This is a genomic window from Paraburkholderia sp. (assembly GCF_026225065.1).
Taxonomy (GTDB): Bacteria; Pseudomonadota; Gammaproteobacteria; order Burkholderiales; family Burkholderiaceae; genus Paraburkholderia.
Window position 1 is genome coordinate 1 of the sequence record NZ_JAMFSB010000400.1, and the last position, 14,266, is coordinate 14,266.

Sequence of the window (14,266 nt, forward strand, 5' to 3'; positions counted from 1 at the left end):
AGGAAGGTCAGGAACTGATCGTCCAGGTCGAAAAGGAAGAACGCGGCAATAAGGGCGCTGCTCTCACCACCTTCATTTCGCTGGCAGGCCGCTATCTGGTCCTGATGCCGAACAACCCGCGCGGCGGCGGCGTGTCGCGCCGGATCGAAGGTGACGACCGTCAGGAACTGCGCGAAACCATGGCGCAGCTGCAACTGCCGGAAGGCATGAGCATCATCGCGCGTACGGCCGGTATTGGCCGTTCCGCCGAAGAACTGCAGTGGGACCTGAACTACTTGATGCAACTGTGGCGCGCCATCGAAGCTGCGTCGCAAAGCGGTTCGACCGGTCAGCCGATGCTGATTTATCTCGAATCGAGCCTGGTGATCCGCGCGATTCGCGACTATTTCCAGCCGGATATTGGCGAAATCCTCATCGACACCACCGAAATCCATGACCAGGCCCGCGCCTTCATGGATATCGTGATGCCGGATAATGTCAGCAAGGTGAAGCGGTATCACGATGACGTGCCGCTCTTCTCTCGCTTCCAGATCGAACACCAGATCGAAACGGCGTACTCGCGCACGGTGCCCCTGCCCTCGGGCGGCGCCATCGTGATCGACCACACCGAAGCGCTGGTGGCGATCGACGTAAACTCGGCCCGCGCCACCAAGGGCGCCGACATCGAGGAAACGGCTGCGCGCACCAACCTCGAAGCCGCCGACGAAGTAGCCCGCCAGTTGCGTCTGCGCGACCTGGGCGGCCTGATCGTGATCGACTTCATCGACATGGAATCGGCCAAGAGCCAGCGCGAAGTCGAACAACGCCTGAAAGATGCGCTCAAGCACGATCGTGCGCGCGTCCAGATGGGCAAGATTTCGCGCTTCGGCCTGATGGAACTGTCGCGTCAGCGTCTGCGTCCGGCCCTGTCGGAAGGCAGCCATGTGACCTGCCCGCGCTGTAACGGCACAGGCCACATCCGCGATACCGAGTCGTCCGCGCTGCAAGTGCTGCGGATCATTCAGGAAGAAGCGATGAAGGAAAACACCGCGGCAATCCATTGCCAGGTGCCGGTCGAAGTGACCGCCTTCCTGTTGAACGAGAAGCGCGCCGAAATCAACAAGATCGAGTCACGTTTCAAGGTCAATGTCGTCCTGATCCCGAACAAGCATCTCGACACGCCGCATTACAAGCTCGAGCGCCTGCGTCACGACGATGCGCGCCTCGACGAGCCGCGTGCTTCGTGGAAGATGGCCGAAGAAGCGGCTCGCGAGCTGGAATCGGAAACTGGTTACAGCAAGCGCACCGAAGAAGTGAAGCCGAAGCAGGAAGCCGCGGTCAAGGGCATCACGCCTGAAAAGCCGGCGCCTAGCGCTCCGGTTCGCCCGGTCGCTGCGGCTACGCCTGCGCCTGTGGCAGTGACGCCGGCGGGCGGCGGTTTCATTGGCTGGCTGAAGAAGCTGTTCGGCGCAGCGCCCGCGGCGCCTGCACCGGTCGCACCGGCACCCGTCGAGCAGACGGCGCGTCCGGCACGCGGCGATCGTCCGGAGCGCGGTGAGCGCACGGGCGAGCGCGGCGGCGACCGTCGTAATAACCGCCGCGGCGGCGCAAGCGGCCGTGATGGCGCGGCGCGCAGCGAAGCAGCTGCGGTTGGCGGCCGTCAAGGCCAGCCGTCGCAGCGTCGTGACGAACGTGAAGGGCGCGAAGGACGTGAAGCCCGCGAGGGTCGTGAGCCGCGTGAAGCACGCGAATCGCGCGAGCCGCGTGAGGGTCGCGAGCCCCGCGAAACACGGGAACCGCGTGGCAACCGTGAGCCGCGCGAGAGCCGCGAACCGCGCGCCGAGCGTGAAGGCCGTGACAACCGTGGCGAGCGCGGTCAGGAACGCGCAGACCGCGCCGAAACCGTGGAAAGCGCACCGCGCGCCGAGCGTGGTGAGCGCCAGGAACGCGGTGAACGTCGCGATCGCGGTGATCGTCCGGAACGCGGCGAGCGTCGCAAGCAACCGGAAGGAGCCGAAGCACTGAGCCAGGAAGAAAACCAGACCGAACTGCTGACGCAAAACCAGGCAGGTAACCTTGAAGGCGGCGCCCCCGTCGATCAGGAAGCCGTGGCCCGTGAAGGCGAAGAGCGTCGTCGTCGCCGTCGCGGTCGTCGTGGCGGCCGTCGTGAGCGTGAAGAAGAAGGCGTGAACGGTAACGTCAACGCCGAAGGTGTCGAGTCTGTCGAAAGTGCGGAAGAGGAAGGTGAGACGGTCAGCGCAACAGTCGACGCGCCGGCTCAGCAGCCCCGTCACGAAGCGCCGGCAAGCGCGCCGGTCGAAGTGGTCGTCGCAGCGGTAGCAACGGAAACCGCGGTCGTCACCGAACTGCACGCTGCAACCGAAACGCCGGTTCTGGCCGCCGAACAGGCCGCCAAAACGGAGGCTTTCGTGCCGGTCGCAGAAGCAGCCGTGCCCGAAGCGCAGGTAGTCACGCAAGCTGAACCGGCGCCGGTTGTATCGGCACCGGCCGCGCCCGTGGCTCCTGTAGTGCCGGTCGCAACCGAAGCCGCACATGACACCGCAAGCGCTGCCGTCGAAACGACGAGCGCAGCACCTGCGGCGCCGGTGTTCCAGGCACCGGTTCACGAAGCGCCAGCGGTTGAAGCGCCCGTGCAGGCACCGGCAGCGGTTGAGCACGCTGCAGCAGAGACGTTCGCAGCCGAGCCGGTCGCCGTTCAGGCGCCGGTCGTGGAAGCAACGCCGGCAACCTCGGTCGCTCCGGCGGTCGTGGTTGCTGCACCGGTGGAAGCACAGCAGCCGGTGGCCGAAGCAGCGCCGCAAGCCGTATCGGCAGCCGAAGAAGTAGCAGCACCGGCCGCGCCGCAACCTGCGGTTGAGCCTGTGCAGGCTGTCGAACCGGCACCGGTCGCCACAGCAGCGCCTGTCGCGCCGCGCGACAACGGTCTGTCGCCGGAAGCTCTGCAGCCGGTGCTGGAAAGCGCCGGCCTGGTGTGGGTCAACACCGACACCACCAAGCTGCGTGCCGCGCAGGAAGCCGCTGCGCAAGTTGCGAAGCCAGTGCGCGCGCCGCGCGAGCGCAAGCCACAGCCGGCCACCGACAATGCGCCGATGCAGCAGGTCGAAACGGCGAAACACCCGCAGTAAGCCGCCACACCGGGCGCTGCCAGCGCCCGGCTATCCAGAAAGCCCGCCCTCCCCGGCGGGCTTTTTGTTTGGCTGAATGCGGGTATTCGTTCCATGTGGGTGGGCGGGCGTTCCGCTAAAATGGAAGTCTGCACCCCAACTGAAGCAATCCATGTCCCGACGCATCATCCCTGTTGCCGATGTCAGCGCGGTGCCGGTCATCACCGGCCCCGTGCAGACGCCCAACGGCGTGCTGCGCGATACCTTGTCGCGCCCGCTGCGGGATCTGCGCATCTCGGTGACGGATCGGTGCAACTTCCGCTGCGTCTACTGCATGCCACGCGCGGTGTTCGACAAGGACTACGGCTTCCTGCCGCACAGTGCGCTGCTGAGCTTCGAGGAAATCGAACGCCTCGCGCGGCTTTTCGTCGCACATGGCGTAGAAAAGATCCGCCTGACGGGTGGCGAACCGCTGCTGCGCAAAAACCTGGAATACCTGATCGAACGGCTCGCGAAGCTCACCACGCCGGAAGGCCGGCCGCTCGATCTCACGCTCACCACCAACGGTTCGCTGCTCGCCCGCAAGGCGCGCAGCCTGAAAGACGCCGGGCTGACGCGCGTCACGGTCAGCCTGGACGCGCTCGACGACACGCTGTTTCGCCGGATGAACGACGCGGACTTCGCGGTAGGCGACGTTCTGGAGGGCATTGCCACCGCCCAGGCGGTTGGCCTTGCGCCGGTCAAGGTCAACATGGTGGTCAAGCACGGCACCAACGACGCGGAAATCGTGCCGATGGCACGCCACTTCAAAGGCTCGGGCTGTGTGCTGCGCTTTATCGAGTACATGGATGTGGGCACCTCGAACGGCTGGAACATGGCCGAAGTGCTGCCGTCCGCCGAGGTCGTGGAAAGGATCGGCGAATACTTCCCGCTGGTCCCGCTCGAAGCGCACAGCGCCGCCGAGACCGCGCAGCGCTGGGGCTATGCCGACGGCAGCGGCGAGATCGGCGTGATTTCGAGCGTCACCCGGGCGTTCTGCGGTGCCTGTACACGAGCCCGGCTCTCGACGGAAGGCAAGCTGTATCTGTGCCTGTTTGCTTCCGCGGGACACGACCTGCGTGCGCTGGTGCGCAATGGCTCGACCGACGCGGAGATTGCCTCCGCGCTCGCGCATATCTGGCAGGCCCGCGGCGATCGCTATTCCGAACTGCGCGGCAGCAGCGCAGCCGTCTCGCAATCGCTCGACGAGCGCCGCGTCGAAATGTCGTACATCGGCGGCTGAGGCTGTCTTGCCTGCCGCACTCAACCTCCTGCCCGCCAATCTGACCGGCCTCGTTCTCGCCGGCGGCCGCGGCACGCGCATGGGCGGTATCGACAAAGGGCTGCAACTCTTGCACGGCGAAGCGCTCGCTTTGCACGTCATGAAGCGACTCGCCCCGCAGACCGGATCATTGCTCATCAGCGCCAATCGTCATCCCGAGGTCTATGCCGCGCTCGGCTCACCATTTGGCGCGAGCGTCATAGCCGACAGCGTGGCGGACTTCAGCGGTCCGCTAGCGGGCCTGCTAGCCGGCTTACGCGCCGCCCGCACGCCGTTCGTGGTCAGCGCGCCGTGCGACTCACCCGGACTGCCCGCCGATCTCGCCGCGCGACTGGCGCAGGCCCTCGATGCACAACAAGCCGATATCGCCACCGTCACCACCGTCGACGCGCACGGCGAGACGTCGATTCACCCCGTCTTCGCGCTGCTGCGCACCAGTCTGGCTGACGACCTCTCTGCCTTTCTGCAAGCGGGTGAACGTAAGGTCCGCGCGTGGTACGCGCGCCACAAGACGGTCGAAGTCGCCTTTCCGGATGAGCGCGCGTTTTACAATATCAACTCTTTACAAGAACTGGCCGACCTTGAACGCCATTGAGACGTCGTTCAGACGTCAACGAGGTTGCAGCCGTTGTTCTGCTCCGGACGCACGGCGGTCACCGAATCCAGCCGACCGCATCCGGCCGCGACGCCTCTCCATTCATGACCACGCTTAACGAATTTTCCAGCTGCGTCGCGCAGTACGACCCTCAGGCGATGCCGGTCTCGGCCGCGCAGGCGATCGTGCGGCAGTGGGCCACGCCCGTCAGCGCGGTCGAACACGTGCCCCTGCACGACGCGCTTGACCGCGTGCTGGCGGCAGACATCGTGTCGCCCAGCGATGTTCCCGCGCACGACAACTCGGCGATGGACGGCTACGCGTTCCGCAGCGCTGCGCTCGCCAGTCAGGTAGACAGCGTTGAACTGACGCTCGCCGGCAAGGCGCTGGCTGGTCACCCGTTTGGCGGCGCGGTCGCGGTAACCGAGTGCGTGCGGGTCATGACGGGCGCCTCGATGCCGGCGGATTGCGATACGGTCGTGCCGCAAGAACTCGTCACACGCAGCGGCGAGACGATCCGCTTTGCCGCCAGCGCCGTGCGCGACGGCGCCAACCGGCGCCTCGCCGGCGAAGACCTGGCGCGCGGCAGCGCTGCGCTGCGAGCTGGCCGGGTCTTGCGCCCGTCGGACCTCGGACTGATAGCCTCGCTTGGTATCGGAGAAGTGCCGGTGCGCAGACGTCTGCGAGTCGCGTTTTTTTCGACCGGCGACGAACTGCGTTCGCTCGGCGAGCCGCTCGACCCCGGCTGCGTCTACGACAGCAATCGTCACACGCTGTTTGCCATGCTGCAGCGGATGAACATCGACGCGCTCGACCTCGGTGTCGTGCGCGATCAGCCGGCCGCGCTCGAAGCCGCCCTGCGCAGCGCCGCAGCCAGCGCCGATGTGGTCCTGACCTCGGGTGGCGTCTCGGTCGGCGAAGCGGACTTCACCCAGCAGTTATTGCAGACCTTCGGGGACGTGGCGTTCTGGAGTCTCGCCATGCGCCCAGGACGCCCGCTTGCGTTCGGCCGCGTCTGGTCGGGTGAACGGCCCGGTCTCGGCCTGCCCGCGCTATTCTTCGGCCTGCCGGGCAATCCGGTCGCGGTGATGGTGACGTTCTATCAGATTGTGCGCGAAGCACTGGTGGTGATGTCCGGCGCCACGCCGCAACCGGCGGCGCTCCTGCAGGCCACGAGTCGCGAGCTCATCCGCAAGCGTGCGGGGCGCACCGAATTCCAACGCGGTGTCGCGACGCGCGATGCGCGCGGCCAATGGCATGTCACGCCGACCCCCTCGCAAAGCTCGGGGGTCCTCAGTTCCATGAGCGAAGCCAATTGCTTTATCGTGCTCGAGCACGAACGCTCTGACATCACGGCTGGCGAAAGCGTCGATATCATGCTGTTCGACGGGCTGATCTGACACGCCCGGCTACTGCTCACCCTCAACCCTTACCCTCACAACGACCAACGGGTTTGACTTAAATGAGAAAACAGATCTCGTTCATCGCGCCGGGACAGACCGCCAAGGCGCTGATCCTGGTGTATCTGACCTTCAGCGTGCCTATCGTGCTGCTCGGCGTGCTGGTCGCGTTTATCCGCTACGGTTCGGTCGAGCTGAGCACCGTGTTCAGCGCGCTGCTGCTGAACGCGATTCTTGGTTTCGTGCTGCTGTGGATCGCCTGCCATGCCTATAACTGGGTCGCATCGCGGTTTGGCGGCATCGAAATCCAGTTGAGCGACGTTCAAGAGGAAGCTTAATGGCCGCCACCATTCGTGCCGCAACAGCCACCGACGTGGGCGCCATTTTTTCGTTGATGTTCGAACTGGCTGAGTTCGAAAAACTCACGCATCTGTTCGTCGCCACCGAAGCGGGCGTGCATGATGCGCTGTTCGGCGCGCGGCCCTCGGCGGAAGCCATGGTCGCGCAAGAAGAAGACGGCCGCATCGTCGCGTATGCGCTGTTCTTCCATAACTTCTCGACCTTCCTCGGCCGGCGCGGACTGTATCTGGAAGATCTGTATGTGCAACCGTCGCAACGCGGCACGGGTCTGGGCACCCAGATGCTGCGCCAACTGGCGGCGTTGGCCGTCGAACGGCAATGCGGCCGGTTCGAGTGGACCGTGCTCGACTGGAATCAGCCGGCCATCAGCTTCTACGAGAAGATGGGCGCGACGGTGTTGCCGGATTGGCGCGTGGTGCGCATCACGGGTGATGCACTAGAGGAATTGGCCGGAGCGGTGGCGGTAAAGGCTGGGTAAAGCCCGACCTCCCTACTCGTCCGCATCCGCGCCAAGCAGCGCATCTCCCAACAAGCCACTCGCCTGCTCTCCCGGCAGCGCTTCGACGTCGCGCAGCTTGCGGTTCATCATGCGCGTACGCGTTTCCGCAGCTTCGATCGAACGCGTCACCGTTTCGAGCTGCGACTTCGTCTTCGCCAGCACGTCGCCGAACTTGCCGAACTCCGTTTTCACCGCGCCGAGCACCTGCCACACTTCGCTCGAGCGCTTCTCGATGGCCAGCGTGCGGAAACCCATCTGCAGACTGTTGAGCAACGCGGTAAGCGTGGTCGGTCCGGCAATCGTCACGCGGTAGTCACGCTGCAGCGTGTCGGTGAGACCCGGCCGGCGCAAAACCTCCGCGTAAAGCCCTTCGGTCGGCAGGAATAGCAAGGCGAAATCGGTGGTGTGCGGCGGCGCGACATACTTCTCCGAGATCGCGCGGGCCTCGGCACGAATGCGCCCCTCCAGCGCCCGCGACGCTTCTTCGACCGCCACCGGATCACCGCGCTCCTGCGCCTCGATCAGGCGTTCGTAGTCCTCACGCGGAAACTTGGCATCGATCGGCAGCCATACCGGTACCGCTACACCCTCCGGATCCTGACGGCCCGGCAACTTGATCGCGAATTCGACCCTGTCAGCGCTTTTCGGCACCGTTGCAACGTTCTTCGCGTATTGATCTGCGGTCAGCAACTGTTCGAGCAAGGCCTCAAGCTGCACTTCGCCCCACGTGCCGCGCGTCTTGACGTTGGTCAGCACCTTTTTCAGATCGCCAACGCCCGCGGCCAACGTCTGCATTTCTCCCAGCCCGCGATGTACCTGCTCCAGCCGGTCCGAGACCTGCTTGAACGATTCGCCCAGGCGCTGCTCGAGCGTGGCGTGCAGCTTCTCGTCGACTGTGCGGCGCATCTCTTCGAGCTTGGTCGCGTTGTTTGTCTCGATGTCCTTCAGACGTTGTTCGATCGTCGTGCGGATTTCGCCAAACCGGCGATCGTTCGATTCCGTCAGTTGCCCGAGCTGCAAGGTCAGCGTCTCACCGAAACGCTTAAGCGTTGCACCCTGCTCGTCGCGCGCCTGCTGGGCCTGCTGCTGCAAGCTCAGCCTGACCGCTTCGAGTTGTTGCGCGTTGGTTTCGGTCAGCCTGACGAGTTGCTGCGCGAAGCCATCGATCTTGCCGTTCTGCAGCGTTGTCATGCTCGTGAACTGCGCGGCAAGCGTCTGCTGAAATTGCGAGAAGCCGCCGTTCAGTTCGGTTCGCGAGACGCGGGCGGTCTCCTTGATCTCGCTGCGCAGCTCGCGCTCGATCCGCTCGGACGCATGCGACTGCCCTTGCGCCGCCGAGCCAATGTGATCGCCTAGCTGGTCGAGCTGCGCCTGCAGATCACTCTGGCGGCCACCACGCATCAATACGAGCAAGGCGATCACCAACGCGACGGCCAATACCACGACCGCCGCGGGCAACAACAACGTCATCATGAACGCGCCTTGCCGATAACATCCGGATTGATGGCGCTCGGCGGATGCCCTGCATTCGGACCCTCACCCAACCCCGCGATCAGATTATCGGCAGCGAGATTGGCCATGGCGCGCCGGGTCGCTTCAGTCGCGCTTGCGATGTGTGGCGTCAGCACGACATTCGGCACGGTCAGCAGCGCCGGGTTCAGGTTCGGCTCGCCTTCGTAAACATCGAGACCCGCCGCTGCGATCTGCTTCGCACGCAGCGCCTCGGCGAGCGCGGCATCGTCGACGATGCCGCCGCGCGCGATATTGGTCAGCGTCGCAGTCGGCTTCATCTGCGCGAGCTCCGCTGCGCCGATCGTGTGATGATTTTCCTGCGTATAGGGCAGCACCAGGACGACGTGGTCGGCTCGCCGCAACAAATCGGCCTTCGACACATACTCTGCGTTCAGCTCGGCTTCGATCGCGGGCGCGACCCGCGAGCGGTTGTGATAGATCACCTGCATGTTGAAGCCGCGGGCGCGGCGCGCCAGTGCCTGGCCAATGCGGCCCATGCCGATCACGCCGAGCGTCGAACCATAAAGGTCGGTACCGAGAAAGCCGTCGTACGACCACTTCTGCCACTTGCCGGCGCGCAGCCAGTGCTCTGACTCGGCGATCCGGCGCGCCGTCGCCATCATCAGCGCCCAGCCGAAATCGGCAGTGGATTCGTTCAGAACGTCCGGCGTATTGGTGCCGAGCACGTTCGCCGCGTTGAACGCGGCCATATCGAAGTTGTTGTAGCCGACTGCCATATTCGACACCACTCGCAGCCGCGGCGCTGCCGCCAGCGCGGCCGCGCCGATCGGGTCACCGGCCGTCAGTGCGCCGTCTTTATCGGCAAGCCGCTGCGTCAGTTCGTCGGCGGGCAGCACTTCGCCGTTGTTCCAGTCAACCTCGAAATACTGTTTGAGGCGTTCGATCACGTCCGGAAAAATCGGACGGGCAACCAGGATCTTCTGCATTGCAATTCTCCGAATAGTGCAGCGGGACCACCTGTGGCCGTGCTGCAGTCAACTGTCATCAATGGCTCTAAAAGCTAAAAGAACAGCCAGGCCGTCACGAGAAACACCGGCACCAGAATAACGACGGACCAGCCCAAATAAGCAAAAAAGCTCGGCATGCGCACGCCGCGCGACTCCGCAATCGCCTTCACCATGAAGTTCGGCGCGTTGCCGATATAGCTATTCGCGCCCATGAATACCGCGCCGGCGGAAATCGCAGCCAGCGTGGTGGCGCCCTTCGTCATCAGCGTTTGCGCGTCGCCGCCGGCCAGATTAAAGAACACCAGATAGGTAGGCGCGTTGTCAAGGAACGACGACAACAGGCCCGTGGCCCAGAAATACATCGCATCGCGAGGCTGGCCGGACGCGTCGTTGACCAGATGCACGAGACCCGCGAACGCACCTGCCTCTCCCGCGCGCAGAATCGTGATGACCGGCGCGATCGTCACGAAGATGCCGGCAAACAGTTTCGCCACCTCTTCGATCGGCGCCCAGTTAAAGGCGTTGCCTTCGCGCGCCGTGCGCGGCGTCACCGCCAGCGAGAGCAACGTGACGCCGATCAGCGCCACATCGCGCAGCGCGTTTTGCAGTGCGACGTGCGTGCCGAAGACGTCGAACTCTATGCCCGGCTTCCACAGGCCGCTCATCAGCACGAGCGCAATCACCAGGCCGAGCAGCGCGAAATTGATCTTGCCGTCGATGCCGAGCGGCGGCGTGTCGGGCGTGGGATCGAGAAACGGCGAACGCTCTTCTTCACGGCGATGGTAAAAGTACGAATCGAGCGCGTAGAAGATCACAAGCAGGACGCCGCACACAAACAGCATCGGCAAAGCCAGATGCACGGTCGTCCAGAAAAAGCCCACGCCGTTGAGAAAGCCGAGAAAGAGCGGCGGGTCGCCGAGCGGTGACAGCGAGCCGCCCGCGTTAGCGACGAGGAAAATGAAGAACACCACCACGTGCACGACGTGCTTGCGATTGTCGTTGGCGCGCAGCAGCGGCCGGATCAGCAGCATTGCCGCGCCGGTCGTGCCCATGATGCTGGCGAGTGCCGTACCAAGGGCGATGATCGCCGTATTCATGCGTGGCGAACCATGCAGATTCCCGCGCACGCAGATGCCGCCCGCCACCGTATAAAGCGCAGTCAATAGCACGATGAACGGCACATACTCTTCGAGCATGGCGTGAACGAACGAGCCGAACGCTACGCCGGCGCCGAACATCACGGCAAACGGCACGAGAAACAGGATGGCCCAGGCCGCCACGATCTTGCCGAAATGGTGATGCCAGAAAGTCGGCGCGATGAGCGGGAACACGGCAATCGACAGCAACACGCCGGCAAATGGCGCGCTCCACCATGCCGACAGGGTTGCGCCATCCAGCGTCGCGGCCGACGCGCTTTGCGGCCCAAGCGCCATTACGGCGACGAGCACGATGCTCGTCCACACGGCATGTCGCTTCATGTCCGCACGACGATCGCATGCACCCGATACGGCCCGTGTGCCCCGAGCACAATGGTCTGCTCGATATCACCGGTACGCGACGGCCCCGATACGAAGTTGACCGCGCGCGGCAGTTCGCCCCGTTCGGCGCGAATCAGGTTGAACGCGTCTTCATGACCGGCGACGATGCGCGAAGCCGGCACGATCGCAATGTGCGTTTCGGGGAGCAGACCGGCGGACGCATAGGTCTCGGGTCCCGACAGCAGCACCAGCGTGCCAGTCTCCGCCGTTGCACAGAAACAGCCGGTGATACCGACCACGTCGCCATCTTCCGGTTTGCGAAATTCGATGGTGAGACCTGCTTCGGTCCAGTCGAGGTCTTGCAGCGTTTGCCAGGCAATGGCCTGCAGCGGCAAGCCGTGCTGCGTGAGATAGCGGAGCACAGCAGCCGGCACATCGCTCAAGGCGTCGACGCTCTCGACGGTGGTGGACAGCTTCTGCGCTTCGTCAATAAAGCGTACGGCCAGGTCTTCCGGCATAGGTGGCCGTGGGCCTTGCGGATGTCGTGCGAGATAGTCGGCAGCGGCCTCGCGCTCGGATTCGTCCGGCTCGGCTTCGCGGCCTTGGGCTGCGCGGATGCGCGCCAGGATGTTACGGCGGGCGATCGATGTATCCATGTGGGCCAAATCCTCGCGAGTGTCTCGTTTCTTTCGATAGCCGTGCGGCAGGCAGGCATCGCGAGAATTATACCGGCCACCCTGTGCGCAGACACTCGTCCAGATGGCCTAAGCGGGCGCGCACCAGGCGCCCGCACAGAAGGTCACTGCCGTTACGGCAAGACTTCCTCGTCCGGCTGTGTGATGCCGAAAACCTGGCGCAGATAAGCGAGGTACGCCTTGTCGTCACACATGTTCTTGCCCGGCGAATCGGACAGTTTGGCAACCGGCTGACCGTTGCAGCGAACCATCTTGATGACGATCTGCAGCGGGTTATAGCCAAGGTCGTTGGTAAGGTTGGTGCCGACGCCGAACGCGAGCTTGCAGCGGCCACGGAAGCGTTCGTACAGTTGCAGGACCTTTGGAATGTCGAGCGCATCGGAGAACACGAGGATCTTCGTGCGCGAATCGCAGCGGTTGGCCTCGTAGTGCTTCAGAAGCCGCTCGCCCCACTCGAACGGATCGCCTGAATCGTGACGCGCGCCGTCGAACAGTTTGCAGAAGTACATGTCGAAATCGCGCAGGAACGCTTCCATGCCGTACACGTCGGATAGCGCAATGCCGAGGTCGCCGCGATATTCCTTCGCCCACATTTCGAAGCCGTAGATCTGCGAATCGCGCAGCCGTGGCCCGAGCGCCTGGCACGCCTGAAGGTACTCGTGCGCCATCGTGCCAAGCGGCGTGAGGCCGTGCTTCATGGCGTAGAAGACATTGCTGGTGCCGGTGAACTGCTCGCCCAGATCGTCTTTCAGCGTCAGGATCACCTCTTCGTGCCAGCGCTTCGAGAAGCGGCGGCGCGTGCCGTAGTCGGCGATCTTGCAGTCCGCGAATTCCGGGCGCGCGCCGAGCAGCTTGATCTTCTCGGAGAGACGCTCGCGGCCTTCGGCGTAGGCCGGTTCCCGCTGCGTGTTCCGGAAGTAGACCTCGTTGACGATCGCCAGCACAGGAATCTCGAACAGGATCGTGTGCAGCCACGGACCCTTGATCTCGATATCAATCTCGCCATTGCCCTTCGGCGAAGGCGCGATCGAAATGTACTTGTCGTTCAGATGGAAGAGCGCGAGGAACTCGATGAAGTCGCCCTTGATGAAGCGCATGCGCCGCAGGTAGTCGAGCTCGTCGTCAGTGAAGCGCAACTCGCACAGCTTGCGCACTTCGCCGCGGATCTCTTCGATATACGGCACGAGGTCGACCTTCGGCGTCCTGCAGCGGAAGCGGTATTCCACGCTCGCGGCAGGGAAATGATGCAAAACCACCTGCATCATCGTGAACTTGTACAGGTCAGTATCGAGCAGCGAAGTAATAATCATGATGGTGCGTACCGGACTGCAGGAAGAACGGAAGGCCCTACTGGGCCCATGCGCCTGCGGCACGCCCCGGCGCGCCGACCTGACGCATGTTACCCGATTGCGCGCAGGCATATGGCGCGGACGGTCGGCCGCAGCGCCATAAACTAATCACGAAAACGTATAAACCGGGTGAGCCCGTGCTGCATATGCCTCTTGACGTTACGATACAATAGCGCTTTTGGCGTTTCGCCTTCCCGATACCGCATGCAGGAGCTGCCTGAATGACTCACGTTGTGACCGAAAGCTGCATCAAGTGCCGCTATACCGACTGCGTCGATGTGTGCCCGGTGGACTGCTTTCGCGAAGGTCCCAACTTCCTCGCGATCGACCCCGATGAGTGCATCGACTGTGCTGTGTGCGTCGCCGAATGTCCGGTGAACGCCATTTACGCCGAAGAAGACGTGCCGGGCGACCAGCAGAACTTTATCCCGCTGAACGCCGATCTCGCCAAGGGCTGGCCAAGCATCACGAAGACGAAGGCTCCGCTGCCCGAGGCAGACGAGTTCAAGGACATGAAGGAAAAGCTGGCTCTGCTCGCTCGCTGAGCAGCCCCACGCGCGGCGCTCACGGCGTCGAGGTCACACCTTGCTGTTGCGCCTTGGTTCCTGCATAACCCTTCCCGGCTACGCCGATTTGAACGAAATCGAGATGGGCCAAGGGTCTTGACAGGTTCCGGAGCACCTCCTACAATTTCGCTTCTCTGCTTTTGCTGTTCCCCGATAGCTCAGTTGGTAGAGCGCCGGACTGTTAATCCGTAGGTCCCTGGTTCGAGCCCACCGGCGGGAGGCGAACCTCTACCCGGCCGACGCCCGCTGGGGGCTTGCCGAGGATCCCTACTCGATGGGGATGCGAGCTCTGGCGGCCTACCACCTCGGGACCGGCGGGTACGGGCAGGCGATCGACGAGGCCGACCTGCGCGCGCGGAAGAGCAAACGTCTGAACACCAGTCCCTTACAGACATCGCGGATGCCGGCATCGGGGGGCG

Annotated in this window: 12 protein-coding genes; 7 read left to right on the top strand and 5 right to left on the bottom strand. The window is 63.9% G+C overall.

From position 1 onward, the window contains the following. From M0954_RS27735 to M0954_RS27760, 6 genes are all read left to right on the top strand, one after another. Nucleotides 1-3,125 (top strand): ribonuclease E/G (locus M0954_RS27735; RefSeq protein WP_297356698.1); only part of this gene is annotated, 3,125 nt, incomplete at its 5' end. Between the two features lie 151 nt (nt 3,126-3,276). Further along, complete coding sequence (gene moaA, locus M0954_RS27740; RefSeq protein ID WP_297356700.1) at nt 3,277-4,386, top strand: GTP 3',8-cyclase MoaA; 1,110 nt, start codon at nt 3,277-3,279, stop codon at nt 4,384-4,386. 79 nt (nt 4,387-4,465) lie between these two features. Continuing rightward, nucleotides 4,466-5,020, top strand: a complete 555-nt coding sequence (gene mobA, locus M0954_RS27745; protein ID WP_297356706.1) for a molybdenum cofactor guanylyltransferase MobA — start codon at nt 4,466-4,468, stop codon at nt 5,018-5,020. 104 nt (nt 5,021-5,124) lie between these two features. Next, nucleotides 5,125-6,420 (top strand): gephyrin-like molybdotransferase Glp, encoded by a 1,296-nt coding sequence (gene glp, locus M0954_RS27750; protein ID WP_297356702.1) that lies wholly within the window; start codon nt 5,125-5,127, stop codon nt 6,418-6,420. Nucleotides 6,421-6,482: 62 nt separating this feature from the next. Beyond that, nucleotides 6,483-6,758 carry a hypothetical protein gene (locus tag M0954_RS27755; RefSeq protein WP_074263824.1) on the top strand — a complete coding sequence of 92 codons (276 nt, stop codon included), beginning with the start codon at nt 6,483-6,485 and terminating at the stop codon, nt 6,756-6,758. After that, nucleotides 6,758-7,258, top strand: a complete 501-nt coding sequence (locus tag M0954_RS27760) for a GNAT family N-acetyltransferase (protein ID WP_122152059.1) — start codon at nt 6,758-6,760, stop codon at nt 7,256-7,258. Before M0954_RS27755 ends, M0954_RS27760 begins: the two co-directional genes overlap by 1 nt. Nucleotides 7,259-7,270: 12 nt before the next feature. On the opposite strand, the gene M0954_RS27765 is transcribed toward M0954_RS27760, so the two are convergent. The 5 genes from M0954_RS27765 to pncB all read right to left on the bottom strand — a co-directional run bounded on the left by M0954_RS27765 (nt 7,271) and on the right by pncB (nt 13,242). Continuing rightward, nucleotides 7,271-8,749 (bottom strand): DNA recombination protein RmuC, encoded by a 1,479-nt coding sequence (locus M0954_RS27765; protein WP_122155403.1) that lies wholly within the window; start codon nt 8,747-8,749, stop codon nt 7,271-7,273. Continuing rightward, nucleotides 8,749-9,738 (bottom strand): D-glycerate dehydrogenase, encoded by a 990-nt coding sequence (locus M0954_RS27770; RefSeq protein ID WP_123385708.1) that lies wholly within the window; start codon nt 9,736-9,738, stop codon nt 8,749-8,751. The genes M0954_RS27765 and M0954_RS27770 overlap by 1 nt, the downstream gene beginning before the upstream one ends. A gap of 74 nt (nt 9,739-9,812) precedes the next feature. Then, the gene (locus M0954_RS27775; RefSeq protein ID WP_122152061.1) at nt 9,813-11,237 is read right to left on the bottom strand and encodes a sodium:proton antiporter; all 1,425 of its coding nucleotides are present in this window, start codon (nt 11,235-11,237) and stop codon (nt 9,813-9,815) included. Continuing rightward, nucleotides 11,234-11,893, bottom strand: coding sequence for a lactate utilization protein C (locus M0954_RS27780; RefSeq protein WP_297356704.1), 660 nt, complete (start codon nt 11,891-11,893; stop codon nt 11,234-11,236). The genes M0954_RS27775 and M0954_RS27780 overlap by 4 nt, the downstream gene beginning before the upstream one ends. A gap of 152 nt (nt 11,894-12,045) precedes the next feature. Next, on the bottom strand, nt 12,046-13,242 hold the full coding sequence (gene pncB / locus M0954_RS27785; RefSeq protein ID WP_122152063.1) for a nicotinate phosphoribosyltransferase: 1,197 nt from the start codon (nt 13,240-13,242) through the stop codon (nt 12,046-12,048). A 260-nt stretch (nt 13,243-13,502) separates the two neighbouring features. Between pncB and fdxA the strand changes: the two genes are divergently transcribed. Further along, nucleotides 13,503-13,826 (top strand): ferredoxin FdxA, encoded by a 324-nt coding sequence (fdxA, locus tag M0954_RS27790; RefSeq protein WP_122152064.1) that lies wholly within the window; start codon nt 13,503-13,505, stop codon nt 13,824-13,826. Nucleotides 13,827-14,266 lie beyond the last annotated feature (440 nt).

What these genes read in the sequence shown, in the direction of transcription:
- glp (WP_297356702.1), top strand. Translation starts at nt 5,125, where the DNA reads ATGACCACGCTTAACGAATTTTCCAGCTGCGTCGCGCAGTACGACCCT.
- M0954_RS27780 (WP_297356704.1), bottom strand. Translation starts at nt 11,893, where the DNA reads ATGGATACATCGATCGCCCGCCGTAACATCCTGGCGCGCATCCGCGCA.
- M0954_RS27775 (WP_122152061.1), bottom strand. Translation starts at nt 11,237, where the DNA reads ATGAAGCGACATGCCGTGTGGACGAGCATCGTGCTCGTCGCCGTAATG.
- fdxA (WP_122152064.1), top strand. Translation starts at nt 13,503, where the DNA reads ATGACTCACGTTGTGACCGAAAGCTGCATCAAGTGCCGCTATACCGAC.
- pncB (WP_122152063.1), bottom strand. Translation starts at nt 13,242, where the DNA reads ATGATTATTACTTCGCTGCTCGATACTGACCTGTACAAGTTCACGATG.
- M0954_RS27765 (WP_122155403.1), bottom strand. Translation starts at nt 8,749, where the DNA reads ATGACGTTGTTGTTGCCCGCGGCGGTCGTGGTATTGGCCGTCGCGTTG.
- moaA (WP_297356700.1), top strand. Translation starts at nt 3,277, where the DNA reads ATGTCCCGACGCATCATCCCTGTTGCCGATGTCAGCGCGGTGCCGGTC.
- M0954_RS27760 (WP_122152059.1), top strand. Translation starts at nt 6,758, where the DNA reads ATGGCCGCCACCATTCGTGCCGCAACAGCCACCGACGTGGGCGCCATT.
- M0954_RS27770 (WP_123385708.1), bottom strand. Translation starts at nt 9,738, where the DNA reads ATGCAGAAGATCCTGGTTGCCCGTCCGATTTTTCCGGACGTGATCGAA.
- M0954_RS27755 (WP_074263824.1), top strand. Translation starts at nt 6,483, where the DNA reads ATGAGAAAACAGATCTCGTTCATCGCGCCGGGACAGACCGCCAAGGCG.
- mobA (WP_297356706.1), top strand. Translation starts at nt 4,466, where the DNA reads ATGGGCGGTATCGACAAAGGGCTGCAACTCTTGCACGGCGAAGCGCTC.